The organism is Amycolatopsis pithecellobii (assembly GCF_009707865.1).
Classification (GTDB): domain Bacteria; phylum Actinomycetota; class Actinomycetes; order Mycobacteriales; family Pseudonocardiaceae; genus Amycolatopsis_E; species Amycolatopsis_E pithecellobii.
The window spans coordinates 55,191-73,119 of sequence record NZ_WMBA01000027.1; the positions used below are offsets into that span (position 1 = coordinate 55,191).

Below are 17,929 nucleotides of genomic sequence, written 5' to 3' on the forward strand. Positions count from 1 at the left end.
GGCTCCCGATCTTCCGGGGAACGCCGGTAACACCCCGGGTACATCAGTCCCCGCCTAAGCCTCCTCCTCGAGCATTTCCGCGGTGACGGCGGATTCGGTGTCGGGAATCTCCAGGTCATGGGCCCGTTTGTCGGCCATCGCCAGCAAGCGGCGGATCCGGCCCGCCACCGCGTCCTTCGTCATCGGCGGGTCGGACAGCTGGCCCAGTTCCTCCAGCGACGCCTGCCGGTTGGACAGCCGCAGCTTCCCGGCCGCCAGCAGATGATCGGGCGCGGTGTCACCGAGGATGTCCAGCGCGCGCTCGACCCGTGCGGCCGCCGCGACCGCCGCGCGCGCGGAGCGGCGGAGGTTCGCGTCGTCGAAGTTGGCGAGGCGGTTCGCCGTCGCCCGCACCTCGCGGCGCATCCGGCGCTCCTCCCACTGCAGCACGCTGGCATGCGCGCCGAGCCGGGTCAGCAGGGCGCCGATCGCGTCCCCGTCACGCACGACGACCCGGTCCGCGCCGCGCACCTCGCGTGACTTGGCCTGGATGCCGAGCCTGCGGGCGGCGCCGACGAGCGCCAGCGCGGCCTCCGGCCCAGGGCAGGTGACCTCGAGCGAGGACGAACGCCCCGGCTCGGTCAGCGAACCGTGCGCCAGGAAAGCACCACGCCAGGCGGCTTCCGCGTCGGCGATCCCGCCGGAGACGACCGCGGCGGGCAGCCCCCGGACCGGCCGGCCCCGGTTGTCGATCAACCCGGTCTGGCGGGCCAGCCCCTCGCCGTCCTTGACCACGCGCACGAGATACCGCGTGGTCTTGCGCAGCCCGCCCGCGGACAGCACGTGCACATCCGACTGGTGCCCGTACAGCTCGTGGATCTCCCGGCGCAACCGCCGCGCGACCGATCCGGTGTCGAGCTCGGCCTCGACCACCACCTTGCCCCCCACGATGTGCAACCCACCCGCGAACCGCAGCATCGACGCCACCTCCGCGCGCCGCGGCCCGATCTTGGTGATCTGCAACCGGCTCAGCTCGTCCTTCACCGCGGCGGTCATCGCCATGGCCCCTCCCTGCTGTCTCCACCGTCCCGGTCTCGCGCACCTGCACGGCGACCGAGAGCCTCTCGCACACACGCCGCGAGCGCATCCGGATCATGCAAACCCCGCACGTTCGGGTCCGCCACATCCGCCAGCTGCGCTCGCGCCCCCAACTGTCCCGCCGCGTCCCGCAGGCGCGCCGGCGCCGCCACCGACGCGCGGTCCGCGATCACCACGTCCACCCGCAGCCCGGGAGCGTGCTCGAAGAGTACGTCCAGATGCCGTTCCGGGGAGAAACCCGCCGTCTCTCCCGGCTGAGGGACCAGGTTCAGGATCACCACCTTCGTCGCCATGGTCTGAACCAATGCGTCGTGCAGGGCCGGCACCAGCAGATGCGGCAGCACGCTGGTGAACCACGAGCCGGGGCCGAGGAACACCACGTCCGCACCCAGCACCGCGTCCACCGCCTCGGCACACGCCGCCGGCACCCCGCCGGGCCGCTGCGGGGTGCGCAACTCGATCCGCCGCACCCGGCCCGGCGTGCTGGCGACCGCGACCTGACCCCGGATCACCCGCGGCTCGTCGTCGTTCGTGAGACCGGTGACCTCGGCCTCGATCTCCAGCGGTTCCGGCGACATCGGCAGCACCCGGCCGGACACGCCGAGCAGCCGGCGCGCCTCGTCCAGTGCCGCCACCGGATCGCCGAGCACCTCGAAAAGCCCGGCCAGCACCAGGTTTCCCACGGCGTGGCCGGTGAGCGCGCCGCTGCCGCCGAAGCGGTGCTGAAACAGCCGCGCCCACAGCGACTCGCCGATCTCCGCGTCCGCGAGCGTCGCCAGTGCCTGACGCAGATCGCCGGGCGGCAGCAGCCCGAGCTCCCGGCGCAACCGCCCGGAGGACCCGCCGTCGTCGGCAACCGTGACCACGGCGGTGATGTCCGGCGTGACGCGTCGCAGTGCGGTCAATGTCGCCTGGAGCCCGTGACCGCCGCCGAGTGCGACCGCCCGGACAGGCCGGTCCGGGGTCACTCGCGACCCAGATCCCGGTGGATCACCTTCACCGCCATTCCGTCCTCATTGGACAACAACTTGGCCAGCTCCTCGGAAAGTGCCACACTGCGGTGCTTTCCGCCGGTGCAGCCGACGGCGAGGGTCAGATAGCGCTTTCCCTCACGCTTGTACCCGGCACCGATCAGCCGCAGCAACTGGTGGTAGCGGTCGAGGAACTCCTCCGCACCTTCCTGCGACAGCACATAGTTGCGCACCTCCGAGTCCAGCCCGGTGTGATCGCGCAATTCCGGGATCCAGAACGGGTTCGGCAGGAACCGCACGTCCATCACCAGATCCGCGTCCATCGGCAGGCCGTACTTGTAGCCGAACGACAGCACGGTGACCCGGGTCTGGGTGGCGGACTCGGTGCCGAACGCGTCCTCGATCTTGGCGCGCAGATCGTGCACCGACAACGCGGACGTTTCCAGCACCAGATCGGCTTCCTCGCGCAACGGCGCCAGCAGCGCGCGCTCGGCGGTGATGCCGTCGGCGAGCCTGCCGTCCCCCTGCAGCGGATGCCCGCGCCGCACCGACTCGAACCGGCGCACCAGCACCGCGTCGGTGGCTTCGAGGAACAGCACGCGAGGCTTGTACCCGCGCGCATCGAGGTCCTTGATCACCGAGGCGAGGTCATCGGTGAAGGCACGCGAGCGCACATCCATCACGACGGCCACCCTCGTCACCGCTCCCCTGGCCTGCACCCCGAGCTCGACCATGGTCGAGATCAGCTCGGGCGGCAGGTTGTCCACCACGAACCAGCCCAGATCCTCCAGGCATTTCGCGGCGGTGGACCGGCCTGCCCCGGACAACCCGGTGACGACCGCGACCTCGATCCCCGACGGGTGGCCGCCTGGATTCCCGTCGTTCTCCGTCATGACTCCCTCTCCCCTTGCCCTTTCTCCCCTTGCAAAGCCGCGACCACGGCCTCCGCCGTGCGCATGCCCACCCCCGGCACCTGTGCGATCTCTTCCACGCCCGCGGCCCGGAGCTTCTTCACCGAACCGAAGTGCTTGATCAGCGCGGCACGCCGAGTCTGCCCCAGCCCCGGCACACCGTCCAAAGCGGACACCTGCACCCGCTTGGACCGTTTCTGGCGGTGGTACCGGATGGCGAACCGGTGCGCCTCATCCCGCACCCGCTGCAGCAGATACAGCGACTCGGACGTGCGCGGCAGGATCACCGGGTCCGGATCGGCGGGCAACCACACCTCTTCCAGCCGCTTGGCCAGCCCGATCACCGCGATATCGGTGATGCCCAGTTCCGCGAGCACGTCCGCGGCGGCCGTCGCCTGCGGGCCGGCGCCGTCGACGACGAGCAGGTTCGGCGGATAGGCGAACTTGCGCGGGCGACCGGTTTCCGGGTCGATCCCGGGAGTCGGCTCGTCCGCGGCATTTTCTTTGAGGTAGCGGTGAAAACGCCGTCGCACGACCTCGGCGATGGAGGCGACATCGCCCTCGGTGGCCGCCTCGCGCAACGCGAACCGCCGGTATTCGGACTTGCGGGCCACGCCGTCCTCGAACACCACCAGCGACGCGACGACGTCACTGCCCTGGATATGGCTGATGTCGATGCACTCGATGCGCAGCGGTGCGCTGTCCAGGCCGAGTTGCTCCTGCAGTTCGGCGAGCGCGGCGGAACGCGCCGTCAGATCGCCCGCGCGGCGCAGTTTGTGTTGCTGGAAGGCCTCTTCCGCGTTGCGCCGCACGGTTTCGGCGAGCGCGCGTTTGTCCCCGCGCTGGGGCACGCGCAGCTGCACCCGTGAGCCACGCAAGTCCGAGAGCCATTCGGAGAGCGCGTCGGCGTCGGTCGGCAGCTCCGGCACGAGCACCTCGCGCGGTACCGGCGTGCCCTCGTTCACGATCTGTTCGGCCAGCTCGGCCTGCTCACCGTAGAACTGGCTGAGGAACTGATCGACGAGGTCGCGCACGCCCATCTCCTCGACCTTGTCGATCACCCAGCCACGCTGGCCGCGCACCCGCCCGCCGCGGACGTGGAAGACCTGAACGGCGGCTTCGAGCTCGTCGTGGGCGAACGCGACGACATCCGCGTCGGTGCCGTCTCCGAGCACGACGGCCTGCTTCTCCATGGCGCGGCGCAGCGCGTCAAGATCGTCGCGAAGCCGGGCCGCGCGCTCGAACTCCAACTGGTCGGCGGCTTCGGCCATTTCCTTCTCGAGCCTGCGCATCATCACATCGGTGCGGCCGGCGAGAAAATCGCAGAAATCCTCGACGATCGACCGGTGCTGCTCCGCGGTCACCTTGCCGACACACGGCGCCGAGCACTTGTCGATGTAGCCGAGCAGGCAGGGACGGCCGATCTGGGTGTGCCGCCGGAACACCCCGGCCGAGCAGGTGCGGGCAGGGAAGACACGCAGCAGCAGGTCGAGCGTCTCGCGGATGGCCCACGCGTGCGCGTACGGACCGAAGTAGCGCACGCCTTTCTTGCGCGGGCCGCGGTAGACGTGCAGGCGCGGGAACTCCTCGTTCATCGTCACCGCGAGCACCGGGTACGTCTTGTCGTCGCGGTAGCGGACGTTGAAGCGGGGGTCGAACTCCTTGATCCAGTTGTATTCCAGCTGAAGCGCTTCGACCTCGGTGCCGACGACGGTCCACTCGACGCTCGCCGCCGTGGTCACCATCTGCCGGGTGCGGGGATGCAGCCCCGCGAGATCGGCGAAGTAGGAGTTCAGCCTGCTGCGCAAGCTCTTCGCCTTGCCGACGTAGATGACCCGCTTCGCCGCATCGCGAAACTTGTACACGCCGGGCTGCTCGGGAATACTCCCCGGCGCGGGACGGTAGGTCGACGGGTCAGCCACACATCAAGCCTATGGCTCGGGTGTGACAGTTCCGCGCACCCCTCCCTCAGCGCGGCACGAGGCGGACGGTGACATCGGACAGCTCCTCGAACTTCGCCTTCGCGTCGGTCGTCACCAGCACCCGCGCAGTCGCGCGGGCGGTCGCCGCGATGATCAGGTCGTGCGCCCCGCGCGGCGTGCCCGTGCGAGCCACTTCCGCCAGAAGGACTGCGTGGTGCTCTGCGACCGACGGCGTGTAGTCCTCAACCGGAACGACGGCCAGCACCCGGCTCAGGAACTCGCGTTGCTCGGCGCGACGCTCCTCGTCTCGATCACGATGAAGGCCCGCCAGGTATTCGGCCAGCGCGACAGCCGGCAGGGCTACATCGTCCTCGTCGGTGAAGGCCCGCGAACGCAGCCGCCCGCGGCCGGCTGCGACCAACACACCGGTGTCGAGAATCAGTCGCGCCAAGGGTCGCTGTCCAGCTCCGCGGTCACCGAGGTCCTTGCCGCGGCAACGTTTTCCTCGAATGCTTCGTCAAGTGCGTCGCGACCGCGCCAGTCCTGCACAACTTCCAGCAGGGCTTTGCCGTTCGCCCGGGGTGCCGGGGCGATGAGGGCCACTCGGCGCCCGCCGCGGTGCACCACGATCGTCTCGCCGTGCTCCGCGGCGTCGAGCACGGCGGAGAAATTCCGCGACGCTTCGGAAGCCGACATCTCACGCATCGATTCAGAATATCAGATCGCGCCCTCGACGGGGCTCCCCGAGAACGTGTGCCATCCTCGGGCGCATGCGCATCGCCACCTGGAACGTCAACTCCGTCACCGCCCGGCTGCCGCGGCTGCTCGCGTGGCTGGAGTCGGCGAAGCCGGATGTGCTGTGCCTGCAGGAACTCAAGTGCACCACCGAAGCCTTCCCGCCGGAGGTGGCCGAGCTCGGCTACGAGGTCGTCGCCTACGGGCTCGGTCGCTGGAACGGGGTGGCCATCGTGTCCCGTGCGGGGATTGAGGACGTGCGGCGCGGGCTGATCGGCGAACCCGCCTACGAGGACGCGACCGAACCCCGCGCGATCGGCGCGACCTGCGGCGGTGTCCGGGTGTGGTCGGTGTACGTGCCCAACGGCCGTGAACCCGGCCACGCGCACTACGAGTACAAGCTGCGCTGGCTCGAGGCCCTGCACGCCACGGCGGTCGCGGAGTCCGCCGACGAGCGGCCGTTCGCGCTGATGGGCGATTTCAACATCGCGCCCGCCGACGACGACGTGTGGGACATCAGCCTGTTCACCGGCTCCACGCACGTGACCGAACCGGAGCGTATGGCGCTGAAAGTGTTGCGGGAAGCGGGTTTGCGTGACGTCGTGCCCCGCCCGCTGAAATACGACCGGCCCTACACCTATTGGGACTACCGGCAGCTGGCGTTCCCCAACAACCACGGCATGCGGATCGATCTGGTGTACGCCAACGCCGCTTTCGCCGGCGCGGTCACCGACGCCTACGTCGACCGCGAGGCACGCAAGGGCAAAGGCCCGTCCGATCACGCGCCCGTCGTGGTGGACCTGACCCGCTGACGGCTAGGGCTGCCCGGCCCAGGCCTGCTTGTGCAGGCGCCGCAACGCACGCACCGCTTCCACGGCGCGATCCCGGTCCACGGACTGGATCGCCAGCACCCCGCAGTACTCGTCTTCGGGCAGTTCGAGCCGCGCGAACGAGGCGCCGTCGGGGAAACTGACCGCGATCACGTCGAGCCAGCTGTAGCGGCGGGTCAGGAAGATGACGTTGCGGACCTCGACACCCTCGGTGTCGGCCCGCACCCGCGGCGTCGCGAACAGCAGCGCACCACCCGCCAGCAGGATCCCGATGCCCACCATGGCGACCTGATCGGACACCTCGAAGATCGCGCCGGTGTTCGACCCGCGCAGCAGCACCGCCACGACCGTGAACGCGATGACCAGGAACACCGCCAGCACGATCGACATCACGGCCGCCCGCAGCGGCCTGATGACGACGCTCTGCCCGGTCATGGTGGTCACTCGAATCCTCGCTCCGTCCACGGCTGCCGCAGCGAACGCAACAGCCGCGCCGCGTCCAGCGCGGCCTGGGTCGCTTCCCGGCCCTTGTCCTCCGCCGAACCCGGCAACCCGGCCCGGTCCAGCGCCTGCTGCTCGGTGTCACAGGTGAGCACCCCGTTGCCGACCGGTGTGCTCTCGTCGAGCGCGACCCTGGTCAGCCCTGCCGTCACCGCGTCACAGACGTACTCGAAATGCGGGGTGCCACCGCGGATCACCACGCCGAGCGCGACCACCGCGTCGTGGCTACGGGCCAACTCCTGCACCACGACCGGCAACTCGACGGCACCGGCGACGCGCACGACCGTCGGCTCCTCCTTGAGTTTCGCCTCCGAGGCTGTGGCCACCGCGCGCGCGAGGAGGCTGTCGGTGATCTCGGCGTGCCACCTCGTCGCGACGATCGCGAGCTTGAGTCCCTCACAGTCGCTCAGGTCGAGATCGACGTCAGGACGCCCTTCGCCACTCATGGAGCACTCCCGTTCGGCGTCTGCCCGAACTCTTCCAGGTTCGCCAGGTCGTGTCCCATCCGGTCGCGTTTGGTGCGCAGGTACCGCACGTTCTCCGGGTTCGGCGAGATCGGCAGCGGCACCCGGCCGGTGACCTTGAGCCCGTAGCCCTCCAGGCCGACCCGCTTCGCCGGGTTGTTCGTCAGCAGCCGCATCGAGCGCACCCCGAGATCGCACAGGATCTGCGCGCCCGTGCCGTAGTCCCGCGCGTCGGCCGGCACGCCCAGCGCCAGGTTCGCGTCGACGGTGTCGGCGCCGAGATCCTGCAACTGGTACGCCTGCAGCTTGTGCAGCAGGCCGATGCCGCGGCCCTCGTGCCCACGGATGTAGAGCACCACACCGCGCCCTTCGTCGGCGACCGTTTGCAGCGCCGCCTCCAGCTGCGGTCCGCAGTCGCAGCGCAGCGAGCCGAACACGTCGCCGGTCAGGCATTCCGAGTGCACGCGGACCAGGATGTCCTCACCGTCACCGACTTCGCCGTACACGAACGCGACGTGCTCGATCCCGTCGAGCAGGCTGTCGTACCCGACCGCGCGGAACGTCCCGGCCGCCAGCGGAATGCGTGCCTCGGCAACCCGCTCGACCTGCTTCTCGTGCCGGCGCCGGTAGGCGATGAGGTCCGCGATCGTGATGATCTGCAGGTCGTGGTCGGCGGCGAACACCTCGAGCTCGTCGCGCCGCGCCATGTCCCCTTCGTCCTTTTGGGACACGATCTCGCACAGCACACCCGCCGGGTGCAAGCCCGCCAGCCGCGCCAGGTCCACCGAAGCTTCGGTGTGCCCCGGGCGCCGCATCACGCCGCCTTCCTTGGCACGCAAGGGAACCACGTGCCCGGGACGGCGGAAGTCCGAGGCCTGCGACTTCGGGTCGGCCAGCAACCGGATGGTGCGCGCGCGGTCGGCCGCGGAGATACCGGTACTGATCCCCTCGGCGGCGTCGACGGTCACGGTGTACGCGGTGCCGCGGACGTCCTGGTTCGTGTGATACATCGGCGGCAGCTCGAGGCGGGCGGTGTCCTCCTCGGTCAGCGACACGCACACGTAGCCCGAGGTGTAGCGGACCATGAACGCCAGCAGCTCCGGCGTCGCCTTCTCCGCGGCGAAGATCAGGTCGCCTTCGTTCTCACGTTCCTCATCGTCGACCACGATCACGGGCCGGCCTGCCGCGATGTCCGCGATCGCACGTTCGATGCCGGCCGTGTCGACCGGCACCCCCGCGCCGCACGGCGTCCTGGCGGTCACGCGCCCACCTCGCTGCGCTCACTCACACGTCCTCCTCAAGCGTCCCGGCTCCATTGTGCGCCGCATGGCCGGGCAGGTGCGGCGTGGCCAGCTTCTCGACGTATTTGGCTACTACATCGACTTCGAGGTTGACCAGGTCGCCAGGCTCGGCTCGGCCCAGCGTCGTCAGTTCCAGTGTGGTCGGGATCAACGCGACCGTGAACTCGTCGTTGGTCACACTCGCCACGGTCAGGGAAATCCCGTCGACGGCGATCGAGCCCTTTTCGACCACGTATCGCGCCAGATGTCCGGGCAGGGAGAACCGGGTGAGCCCGTCGGCGGCGCGGGACCGGAACACCCCGGTGCCATCGACGTGACCCTGCATGATGTGCCCGCCCAGCCGGTCCCCGACCGCAGTCGCGCGCTCGAGGTTGACCCGGTCCCCGGTCGCGATCTTCGCCAGCCGCGAGCGCTGCAGCGTCTCATGCACGACATCCACGGTGAACTCGGCGCCGGACACCTCCACCACGGTCAGGCAGACCCCGCTGACCGCGATCGAATCGCCGTGTTTCGCGTCGGACGTGACGACGGGGCCGCGCACCGTCAGGCGCGCCGCGTTGGACAACTGCTCGACTCCGGTGATCTCGCCGAGCTCTTCGACAATGCCGGTGAACACACGCGCCTCCTCGTTCAGTGCTGTGCCTGGGCGGCGAGATCGCGGAGTGCGGCGACGGCCTTGCCCGGGTCCGCGGCGCCGTAGACGGCGGAGCCCGCGACGAAACAGTCCACCCCCGCCTCGGCGGCCTGTTCGATGGTCTCGGCGTTGATCCCGCCGTCGATCTCCACCAGCACGTTCAGGTGCCCGGTGTCGACCAGCCGCCGCGCCGCGCGCACCTTGCCGAGCACGTCGGCGATGAACGACTGGCCCCCGAAACCGGGTTCGACGGACATCACCAGCAGCGTGTCGTAGTGCTTGAGCACCTCGAGATGATCTTCCAGCGGGGTGCCCGGTTTGATCGACAGCCCGGCCTTCGCCCCGGCGGCTCGCAGATCCTTCGCGATCTTCACCGGGTCCTTCGCGGCCTCGGCGTGCACGGTGACGTTGTAGGCACCGGCCTCGGCGTACCCGATGGCCCACCGGTCCGGGTTCTCGATCATGAGATGGCAGTCCAGCGGCAGGTCCGTGACCTTGAGCAGCGACTGCACGACGGGAAGGCCCAGGGTCAGATTGGGCACGAAATGCGCGTCCATCACGTCCACGTGCACCCAGTCGGCGCGCGTGTCACCCTGGCCCGCGACGACCTGGATTTCCTCGCCGAGGCGGGCGAAATCGGCGGACAGGATGCTCGGCGCGATAAGAGGTCGGTGGGCCACGGTTACGCAGTGTAGAAGGTCAATCGGTCAGCCCATCCAGCGCCGTGGACCACGGTTCCACCAACTGGGAAACGTCGGCGCCTGCCGAGGCCAGTGCGGCGAGATGGCCCTGCCACGCCGGGTGCCGGGACCGCGCAGGCTGGGCGAGGTAGCGCACCACGATCCGCACCCGCGGGTCGCCGAGGACATCGCCGAGCACGGTGAGCGCCTGGTTGTCGGCGATGCCGAGGGCGAGCTTCGCGACCGAATTCGCGCTCGCGGGCGCGAACAGGAACACCCCGGGATCCGGGTGCGGGCGTGGCTCATCGGGAAGGCGGGATTCGCTGCGCACCGGCAGGTCCGTCAGTGCCTGCAATTTCGGGATCTCACCGGCGTGGTCGAGCCAGCGCGCCGCGGTCGGCGTGAGCGTGATGGCCAGCCGCCAGCCGCGTTCCGCGGCCGGTTCCGCGAGTTCGGTACGGAACCGGGTGTCGAGACCGCCGCACGAGCCGGCGACGAGGCCGAGCACGGTCACGGGCGTCGCAGAACCGAGCAGAACATGGCGTCGGTGCCGTGGCGATGCGGCCACAGCTGGACGTACGGCCCGTCGCCGAGCTGCGGCACGCCGGGGAAGAATTCGCGCGCGTCAAGGACTTCGGCCTTGCTGCGGCGCGCGGCGTCGCTGACCACGCCCTCGGTTTCGGCGAGATGCGGCGAGCACACGACGTAGGCCACGACACCACCGGGTCGGACCAGCTCCAGCGCGGACGCGAGTAACTGGCCCTGCAGCTTGGTGAGGTCCGCGACGTCGGAAGGCCGGCGCCGCCAGCGTGATTCGGGGCGCCGGCGCAACGAGCCGAGGCCGCTGCACGGTGCGTCCACGAGTACCCGGTCGAATCCCGGTTCGAGCCCGGATTCCCGCCCGTCGGCGACGTGCACCGTGACCGGCAGACCTTCGGTGGCCTGCTCGACCAGGCGGGCCCGGTGCGGCGCCTGCTCGACGGCGTCGACCCGCGCGCCGGAGATCGAGGCGAGCGCACCGAGCAGGGCCGCCTTGCCGCCGGGACCCGCGCACAGATCGAGCCAGCGCTCGTCGCCGCCGTCGACCGGCACGCGAGTGAGCGCGACGGCGCACAGCTGACTGCCTTCGTCCTGCACCGCGGCGATCTTCTCGCGGATCGGTTCCAGGTCACCCGGATCACCCGTGCCGGCAGGCAGGTGCACGCCGTAAGGCGAGTACGGCGCAACCTCGCCGCCGGTGACCGCGGCCAGCTCGTCGGCGCTGATCTCACCGGGCCGCGCGACCAGATGCACTTCCGGGCGCGCGTCATCGGCTTGGAGCGCCGCTTCGAGTTCAGGTCCCTTGTCCCCCAACGCTTCCGCGAACGACCGGGCAATCCAGCGTGGGTGCGCGGTGCGCAGCGCCAGGTTGCCGATCGGATCGGCGTCGCGGTCCGGGGCGAGTTCGGCAAGCCACGTTTCTTCGTCCTTTTCGGACACTTTGCGCAGCACGGCGTTGACGAAACCCGCTACATGCGAACCACCTTCGACGCGCGCCATGTTCACCATCGCGTCCACCGCGGCGTGCTCGGGAATCCGGGTGCGCAGCAACTGGTAGGCACCCAGCCGCAAACAGTCCAGCACCACACCGTCCACTTCGGACAGCGGCCGGTCGAGACAGGCGGCGATGACCTCGTCCAGCAGACCCTGCGCGCGGCTGGCGCCGTAGGTCAGTTCGGTGGCCAGCGCCGCGTCGCGGCCGGTGAGCCCCCGCTGGCGCAACATTTCCGGCAGGACGAGATTGGCGTAGGCGTCGCGTTCGCGGACCGCACGCAGCACCTCGAACGCGGCGCGGCGCGCGGGGTCCTCGTAGGGCGGCGGGCGGCGCGGGCCCTGCTTGCGCGGGGCCGGGCGGCCACGCTGGGGTCGCGACGGGCGACGTTCGGGGCTCATGACAGGCGCTCTCCTTGTTCGATCCTGGTTCCGCGCGCCCAGTCGGTGGCCGCCATCCGTTTCTTGCCCTGCGCCTGCACCTCGCCGAGTGCCACGACCTGGGTCGCGGTGCCGGCGAGCACCCGCTTGCGTTCGACGCGCAGTTCTCCCGGCGCCAGCCCGTTTTCGCCGGTGACGACGACGGGGCCGAGCTTGACGCGCTCGCCGCGGAATCCGGCCCACGCGCCGGGATCCGGTGTCACGGACCGAATGTGCCGATCCAGCGCGGCGGCCGGGTCGGTGAACGACACCCGTGCGTCCTCGACGGTGACCTTGGGGGCGTAGGTGATCCCGTCGCCGGGCTGCGGAACCGCGCGCAGCGTACCATCCCCGATACCGTCCATTGTGGACTCCAGGAGACGCGCGCCGGAGCGAGAAAGCCTTTGCAGCAACGAACCCGCGGTGTCGGCCGGGTCGATCGTCTCGGTCACCACGCCGTAGACCGGACCGGCATCGAGTTCTTTGACGATGTCGAAGGTGGAGGCGCCGGTGATCTCGTCGCCCGCCCGGATGGCGGCTTGCACCGGGGCGGCGCCGCGCCAGGCGGGGAGCAGGGAGAAGTGGAGGTTGACCCAGCCGTGCGCCGGAATGTCGAGCGCACGCTGCGGGAGGAGAGCCCCGTAGGCGACGACCGGGCAGGCGTCGGGCGCCAGCTCACGCAGCCGGCCGAGAAACTCGGGCGCGCCGGCTTTCGCGGGGGTGAGCACCTCGATCCCGTGCTCGTCGGCAAGCGCCCCGACCGGCGAGCGCACCAGCTTGCGGCCACGCCCGGCAGGCGCATCGGGCCGCGTGACCACGGCGAGCACCTCATGCCGGGGCGAGTCGATCAGGGCACGCAGGGACGGCACGGCAGCCTCAGGCGTACCGGCGAACACGAGACGCATTCACGCCACCCCGGCTTCAGACAGGGAAAACATCGAACCCAGTCTATGGGGCGCCTTCCGGCCAACCACCGGAGGCCGGTTCGAGAAGCGGGACGGCATGTCACCCCGCCATGCAGGAGCGACTACACAGGGCGATGAAAATCACCGCAACTCCGGCCACGAGGTCTACACCACGAAGATCGCTGCCCAGAATGCGGGACCAGGCGATCGTGAAAACGTAAAACTCCGTCGCACGGCGGAAAACTAGATCAGCTCCAGTGGGTCCAGCTGGATGCGCACCGGGTCGGGTTCTTTTCTCGCCACCCGTTGGGCTTGTGCCGCGGCCAGCGCCGACGCCAGTGCGCGGCTGTCCGGGCGCGGCACCCGGACCAGGGCCCGTTCCCGCGCGGAGCGGCCCTGTTCGTCCGGTTCGCTCAGTGGGACCGGGCCGAGGACCTCGCCCGCCGGGGGCAACTCGAGTTCCGACAGCAACGCCGCCACCGCTTCCGGGGTGCCTTCGACGCTCGCCATCCGCACCGCCGGGGGGAAGCCCAGTTCCCGCCGCTCGGCGAGTTCCCGTTCCGCATGCCACGCCGGGTCCCAGCGCACCAGCGCCTGCACCGGCGTCAGCGCGGCCTCCGCACCGACCACGATCCGGCCACCCGCCGGACCTGGGCGCACCAGTGCCGCCGCCGCCATCCAGCGCCGCAGCGTCTCCTCCGCCGCCCGCAGGTCCTGCCGCCCCAGCAGTGCCCAGCCATCGAGCAGCAGCGCCGCGCCGTACCCGTCCTCGGCGACCGGCTCCGCCCCTGGCGTGCACACCACCAGCGCCGGGCGCGCCGGCACGGTCGCCAGCACCTCCTTCGCCCCCGAGGTTCGCACCGGGAACCCGGGGAACGCCCTGCCCAGTTCCTCCGCCGTCCGCTTCGAGCCGACCACCACCGCCCGCAGCCGCGGAGAACCGCAAGAGGGACAACGGAAATTGCCCTCGGGGGCACCACACCACCGGCAATGCGGCGGCTGCCCGTCCGCCAGCGCCAACGGCCCCGCGCAACGCCGGCAGTGCGCCGGCGCCCGGCACCGCGCACACGCCAGCGCCGGCACATACCCGCGCCGCGGCACCTGCACCAGCACCGGCGCCCCGGCGGCCAGCGCCTGCCGCGCAGCTTCGAAAGCCACCGACGGCAACCGCGCCACCCGCGCGGCCTCGTCCCTGGCTACATCGAAATCCTCGCCGACCGGCGTGACCCGCGGCGCCGCCTTCCGCAGGTTCTCCCGCGACGGCACGACGGCATGCGCCCAGCCCGACTCGACGAGCAACTGCGCCTCCGCTGTCCGCGCGAACCCGGCGACCACCAGCGAAGCCTTGTCCACATGTGCCCGAAGCGTCAGCACATCCCGCACTTGCGGGTACGGCATATGCGGATCGGCGTGCAGATCGTCACCGTCGTCCCACACCACGAACAGCCCGGGATCGGCCACCGGGGCGAACATCGTCGCGCGGGTACCGACCACGATCGGCGCCGAACCCCGCGCCACGGCAAGCCAGCGCCGGTACCGTTCCGCCGGCCCGAGCTCGGCCGACAGCCCGACCACCGCGTCCTCACCCGCCAGCGCGACGCACGCCCCTTGCAGACGCGTGAGGTCACGCTGATCCGGCACGACGAACACCGCGCCACGACCCGAGGCAGCCACCGCCGTCGCCGCCTCGGCCAGCCGCATCGGCCAGTCCTCGCCCGGCAGCGCCTGCCACACCGCGTGCGCCTGCCGGTTCCCGCGCAGCGCGTCGAGAAACGCCGCACCACGCTCGTACCGCGCCCAGCCCGAGCCGTCGACGGAAGCAGGCACCGACGCCGGCGGCCGGGCCGGTTCGCCTTCCGCCTTCGCGTGCCGAGGCGGGATCGCCAGGCGCAGCACGTCGATCAGGGTGCCGCCGTACCGCTCCGCGACCGTGCGCGCGAGCGCAGCCAGCCGCGGGCTCAGCACCGGCTCGCTCGAGGTGACGCGTTCCAGGAACGCGAGTCGTCCCGTGTGTTCGGTGGTGTCCGCGCGCTCGATCAGGAACCCGTCGACCAGCTGCCCGGCGAACCGGACCCGCACCCGGCAGCCCGGCACCGCGTCGGCGTCGAGCTTGTCGGGCACCTGGTAGTCGAACGTGCGGTCCAGATGCGCCAGCGGCACGTCCACGACGATCCGGGCGACCGGGTTCGTCTCGGCCGCCTGTTGCTTACCCTTGCGCGGCGCTTTCGGTTTGCCCCCAACGGGTTTCTTCGCTTGCGGAAGATCCCAGAGGGCCTGCGTCCCGGTGCCCTCAGGCACCGGCGGCGCTGCGCAGCGCGTCCGCGCGATCGGTGTTCTCCCACGGCAGGTTCAATTCGGGACGACCGAAGTGACCGTAGGCCGAGGTCGGCGCGTAGATCGGGCGCAGAAGGTCGAGATCACGGATGATCGCGGCCGGGCGAAGGTCGAAAACGTGCCCGATCGCGGCCTGGATCTTGGACGGGTCGACGGTCTCGGTGCCGAAGGTCTCCACGAACAACCCCACCGGCGAGGCCTTCCCGATCGCGTACGCGACCTGCACCTCCACCCGCGTCGCCAGCCCCGCCGACACGACGTTCTTCGCGACCCAGCGCATCGCGTACGCGGCCGAGCGGTCCACCTTCGACGGGTCCTTGCCGGAGAACGCACCACCGCCGTGGCGGGCCATCCCGCCGTAGGTGTCCACGATGATCTTGCGCCCGGTCAGCCCCGCGTCACCCATCGGACCGCCGACCACGAACCGGCCCGTCGGGTTCACCAGCAGCCGCACATCCGTGCTGTCCAGGTCCAGCGCGGCCAGCTCCGGGGCCACGACCTGCTCGCGGATGTCGACGCCGAGCATCGAATCCAGGTCGATCCCGTCCGCGTGCTGGGTCGAGACCACCACCGTGTCCAGCCGGACCGCCTGGTCACCGGCGTATTCGATGGTCACCTGGGTCTTGCCGTCCGGGCGCAGGTACGGCAGCACGCCGTCCTTGCGCACCCGGCTCAGCCGCTGGGAAAGCCGGTGCGCCAGCGCGATCGGCAGCGGCATCAGCTCCGGGGTGTCCGAGCAGGCGAAGCCGAACATCAGGCCCTGGTCTCCCGCGCCTTGGCGATCCAGCTCGTCCAGCGCGCTCTCCAGCCGCGACTCGTAGGCGGTGTTGACGCCCTGCGCGATGTCCGGGGACTGCGAGCCGATCGCGACGTTCACGCCGCACGAGTTCCCGTCGAAACCCTTGGCCGACGAGTCGTAGCCGATGTCCAGGATCTTCTCCCGCACGATCGTCGGGATGTCCGCATAGGCCTCGGTGGTGACCTCGCCCGCGACGTGCACCTGCCCCGTGGTGATCAGCGTCTCGACGGCGACCCGGCTGCGCGGGTCCTTCGCCAGCAGCGCATCGAGAACCGAGTCACTGATCGCGTCGCAGATCTTGTCCGGGTGACCTTCGGTCACGGATTCCGAAGTGAACAACCTGCGGGTCGAAGCGGTCACGGCGCTCGTCACATCCCATCGCTCGAGAAGAACCGGGTTCAGCCTAGACGGACGACCCGCTACTGCTGATGAAGTCTGCCACCGCATCCCACACCGTGGTTGCCAGCTGTGATTTCGACCCGAGCGGAATCGGACGTTCGGCGCCATCGGCCGACAACAGCCAGCCGGCGTTGTCCTCCACCTCGAACGCCTTGCCCTCACCGACGGCGTTGACCACCAGCAGATCGCAGCCCTTGCGCTTGAGCTTCGCGCGCGCGTGGTCGAGCACGGTGCCGTGCTCGTCCCCGGTCTCGGCGGCGAACCCGACGATCACCTGCCCCGCCTCCCGGGCGGCCACCAGTTCGGCGAGGATGTCGGCGTTGCGGTCCAGTCTGATCACCGGGTCCGGCGCGTCATCCGACTTCTTGATCTTGTAGTCGGCGCGGGCCGCCGGGCGGAAGTCCGCGACGGCCGCCGCCATCACCACCACCTCGGCGGTCGCGGCGGCCTCGTGCACGGCCACCCGCAACTGCTCGGCGGTCGACACGCGGCGGAGATCGACCCCGGCCGGATCCGGCATTTCGACCGTGTGCCCGGCGATGAGCGTCACCTGCGCCCCGCGCTGCGCGGCGACCCTGGCGAGCGCGTACCCCTGCTTGCCGGAGGACCGGTTTCCCAGATACCGCACCGGATCCAGTGGCTCACGGGTGCCGCCCGCGGAGATCACGACGCGGCGGCCCTCGAGGTCCCGGGGCAACGCGTCCGGCACGGCCAGCAGCAAGCGGGCGAGATCGACGATCTCGGCCGGATCGGCTAGACGCCCCTTGCCGGTGTCGGCTCCGGTCAGCCTGCCCGCGGCGGGCTCGGCGACGACAGCCCCACGCGAACGCAGCAGCGCCACGTTGTCGCGCGTGGCCGGGTGCTCCCACATCTCGGTGTGCATCGCCGGGAAGAAGGCGACCGGGCAGCGTGCGGTGAGCAACGTCGCGGTCAGCAGGTCGTCGGCGGCACCCTGTGCGGCGCGGGACAGCAGATCGGCGGTCGCAGGGACGACCAGGACCAGCTCGGCTTCCTTACCCACGCGCACGTGCTGCACCTCGGGCACCTCGCTGAACACACCCGTGTGCACCGGGTGCCCGGACAGCGCCTCGAACGTGGCCGCGCCGACGAAGTTCAGTGCGGCCTCGGTGGGCACCACACGGACGTCATGGCCCGATTCGGTCAGCCCGCGCAGCACCTCACAAGCCTTGTAGGCGGCGATCCCGCCGCCTACACCCAGGACGACCCGGGGCTTGTCACTCACCTTCGGTGTGCTCGAGCAGGCCACCGTGGATCTCGCGCAACGCGATCGACAGCGGCTTCTCCCGGGGGCCGGGCTCGACCAGCGGCCCGACGTACTCGAGCAGGCCCTCGCCGAGCTGGGCGTAGTAGTCGTTGATCTGGCGGGCTCGCTTGGCGGCGTAGATCACCAGTGCGTACTTGGAGCTGACCTTGGCCAGCAGGTCGTCGATCGGCGGGTTGGTGATGCCTTCGAGCTCTTCACCGTGAATACCCAGCGCTGCGGTCACTCGTATTG

At 70.4% G+C, this 17,929-nt stretch carries 19 protein-coding genes; 1 reads left to right on the forward strand and 18 read right to left on the reverse strand.

The features are described from left to right. Positions 1-54: 54 nt before the first annotated feature. From whiA to GKO32_RS18235, 6 genes are read right to left on the reverse strand one after another with little or no spacing between them, the layout of a single operon-like run. The gene (gene whiA, locus GKO32_RS18210; RefSeq protein WP_154758085.1) at positions 55-1,041 is read right to left on the reverse strand and encodes a DNA-binding protein WhiA; all 987 of its coding nucleotides are present in this window, start codon (positions 1,039-1,041) and stop codon (positions 55-57) included. Continuing rightward, positions 1,032-2,045, reverse strand: coding sequence for a gluconeogenesis factor YvcK family protein (locus tag GKO32_RS18215; protein WP_312868060.1), 1,014 nt, complete (start codon positions 2,043-2,045; stop codon positions 1,032-1,034). Before GKO32_RS18215 ends, whiA begins: the two co-directional genes overlap by 10 nt. Continuing rightward, complete coding sequence (rapZ, locus tag GKO32_RS18220) at positions 2,042-2,941, reverse strand: RNase adapter RapZ (RefSeq protein ID WP_154758086.1); 900 nt, start codon at positions 2,939-2,941, stop codon at positions 2,042-2,044. Before rapZ ends, GKO32_RS18215 begins: the two co-directional genes overlap by 4 nt. Then, the gene (gene uvrC / locus GKO32_RS18225; protein ID WP_312868061.1) at positions 2,938-4,881 is read right to left on the reverse strand and encodes an excinuclease ABC subunit UvrC; all 1,944 of its coding nucleotides are present in this window, start codon (positions 4,879-4,881) and stop codon (positions 2,938-2,940) included. The genes rapZ and uvrC overlap by 4 nt, the downstream gene beginning before the upstream one ends. Positions 4,882-4,927: 46 nt before the next feature. Beyond that, the gene (locus GKO32_RS18230; protein ID WP_154758087.1) at positions 4,928-5,332 is read right to left on the reverse strand and encodes a PIN domain-containing protein; all 405 of its coding nucleotides are present in this window, start codon (positions 5,330-5,332) and stop codon (positions 4,928-4,930) included. Then, positions 5,320-5,586: a type II toxin-antitoxin system Phd/YefM family antitoxin gene (locus GKO32_RS18235; protein WP_154758088.1), complete on the reverse strand. Its 267-nt coding sequence runs from the start codon at positions 5,584-5,586 to the stop codon at positions 5,320-5,322. The genes GKO32_RS18230 and GKO32_RS18235 overlap by 13 nt, the downstream gene beginning before the upstream one ends. Before the next feature lie 65 nt (positions 5,587-5,651). Here GKO32_RS18235 and GKO32_RS18240 point away from each other — a divergent pair, with 65 nt between their 5' ends. Then, complete coding sequence (locus tag GKO32_RS18240) at positions 5,652-6,428, forward strand: exodeoxyribonuclease III (protein WP_154758089.1); 777 nt, start codon at positions 5,652-5,654, stop codon at positions 6,426-6,428. A gap of 3 nt (positions 6,429-6,431) precedes the next feature. On the opposite strand, the gene GKO32_RS18245 is transcribed toward GKO32_RS18240, so the two are convergent. The 12 genes from GKO32_RS18245 to rpoZ form a co-directional block, all read right to left on the reverse strand. Then, positions 6,432-6,881, reverse strand: a complete 450-nt coding sequence (locus GKO32_RS18245; RefSeq protein WP_154758113.1) for a PH domain-containing protein — start codon at positions 6,879-6,881, stop codon at positions 6,432-6,434. A 5-nt stretch (positions 6,882-6,886) separates the two neighbouring features. Further along, positions 6,887-7,393: a 6,7-dimethyl-8-ribityllumazine synthase gene (gene ribH / locus GKO32_RS18250; RefSeq protein ID WP_154758090.1), complete on the reverse strand. Its 507-nt coding sequence runs from the start codon at positions 7,391-7,393 to the stop codon at positions 6,887-6,889. After that, positions 7,390-8,643, reverse strand: a complete 1,254-nt coding sequence (locus GKO32_RS18255) for a bifunctional 3,4-dihydroxy-2-butanone-4-phosphate synthase/GTP cyclohydrolase II (protein WP_312868081.1) — start codon at positions 8,641-8,643, stop codon at positions 7,390-7,392. The genes ribH and GKO32_RS18255 overlap by 4 nt, the downstream gene beginning before the upstream one ends. A 52-nt stretch (positions 8,644-8,695) precedes the next feature. After that, complete coding sequence (locus GKO32_RS18260) at positions 8,696-9,328, reverse strand: riboflavin synthase (RefSeq protein ID WP_312868062.1); 633 nt, start codon at positions 9,326-9,328, stop codon at positions 8,696-8,698. A gap of 14 nt (positions 9,329-9,342) precedes the next feature. Then, entirely contained in the window at positions 9,343-10,026 is a 684-nt protein-coding gene (gene rpe / locus GKO32_RS18265) for a ribulose-phosphate 3-epimerase (protein WP_312868063.1), read from the reverse strand. Between the two features lie 19 nt (positions 10,027-10,045). Beyond that, on the reverse strand, positions 10,046-10,540 hold the full coding sequence (locus tag GKO32_RS18270; RefSeq protein ID WP_312868064.1) for a flavoprotein: 495 nt from the start codon (positions 10,538-10,540) through the stop codon (positions 10,046-10,048). Beyond that, on the reverse strand, positions 10,537-11,958 hold the full coding sequence (locus GKO32_RS18275) for an RsmB/NOP family class I SAM-dependent RNA methyltransferase (protein WP_154758091.1): 1,422 nt from the start codon (positions 11,956-11,958) through the stop codon (positions 10,537-10,539). Before GKO32_RS18275 ends, GKO32_RS18270 begins: the two co-directional genes overlap by 4 nt. Further along, complete coding sequence (gene fmt, locus GKO32_RS18280; RefSeq protein WP_154758092.1) at positions 11,955-12,881, reverse strand: methionyl-tRNA formyltransferase; 927 nt, start codon at positions 12,879-12,881, stop codon at positions 11,955-11,957. Before fmt ends, GKO32_RS18275 begins: the two co-directional genes overlap by 4 nt. 243 nt (positions 12,882-13,124) lie before the next feature. Then, entirely contained in the window at positions 13,125-15,179 is a 2,055-nt protein-coding gene (locus GKO32_RS18285) for a primosomal protein N' (RefSeq protein WP_312868065.1), read from the reverse strand. Beyond that, positions 15,172-16,374 (reverse strand): methionine adenosyltransferase, encoded by a 1,203-nt coding sequence (gene metK / locus GKO32_RS18290; protein WP_312868066.1) that lies wholly within the window; start codon positions 16,372-16,374, stop codon positions 15,172-15,174. Before metK ends, GKO32_RS18285 begins: the two co-directional genes overlap by 8 nt. A 43-nt stretch (positions 16,375-16,417) precedes the next feature. After that, entirely contained in the window at positions 16,418-17,656 is a 1,239-nt protein-coding gene (coaBC, locus tag GKO32_RS18295; protein ID WP_312868067.1) for a bifunctional phosphopantothenoylcysteine decarboxylase/phosphopantothenate--cysteine ligase CoaBC, read from the reverse strand. Then, the gene (gene rpoZ, locus GKO32_RS18300) at positions 17,649-17,921 is read right to left on the reverse strand and encodes a DNA-directed RNA polymerase subunit omega (RefSeq protein WP_091507578.1); all 273 of its coding nucleotides are present in this window, start codon (positions 17,919-17,921) and stop codon (positions 17,649-17,651) included. Before rpoZ ends, coaBC begins: the two co-directional genes overlap by 8 nt. Positions 17,922-17,929 lie beyond the last annotated feature (8 nt).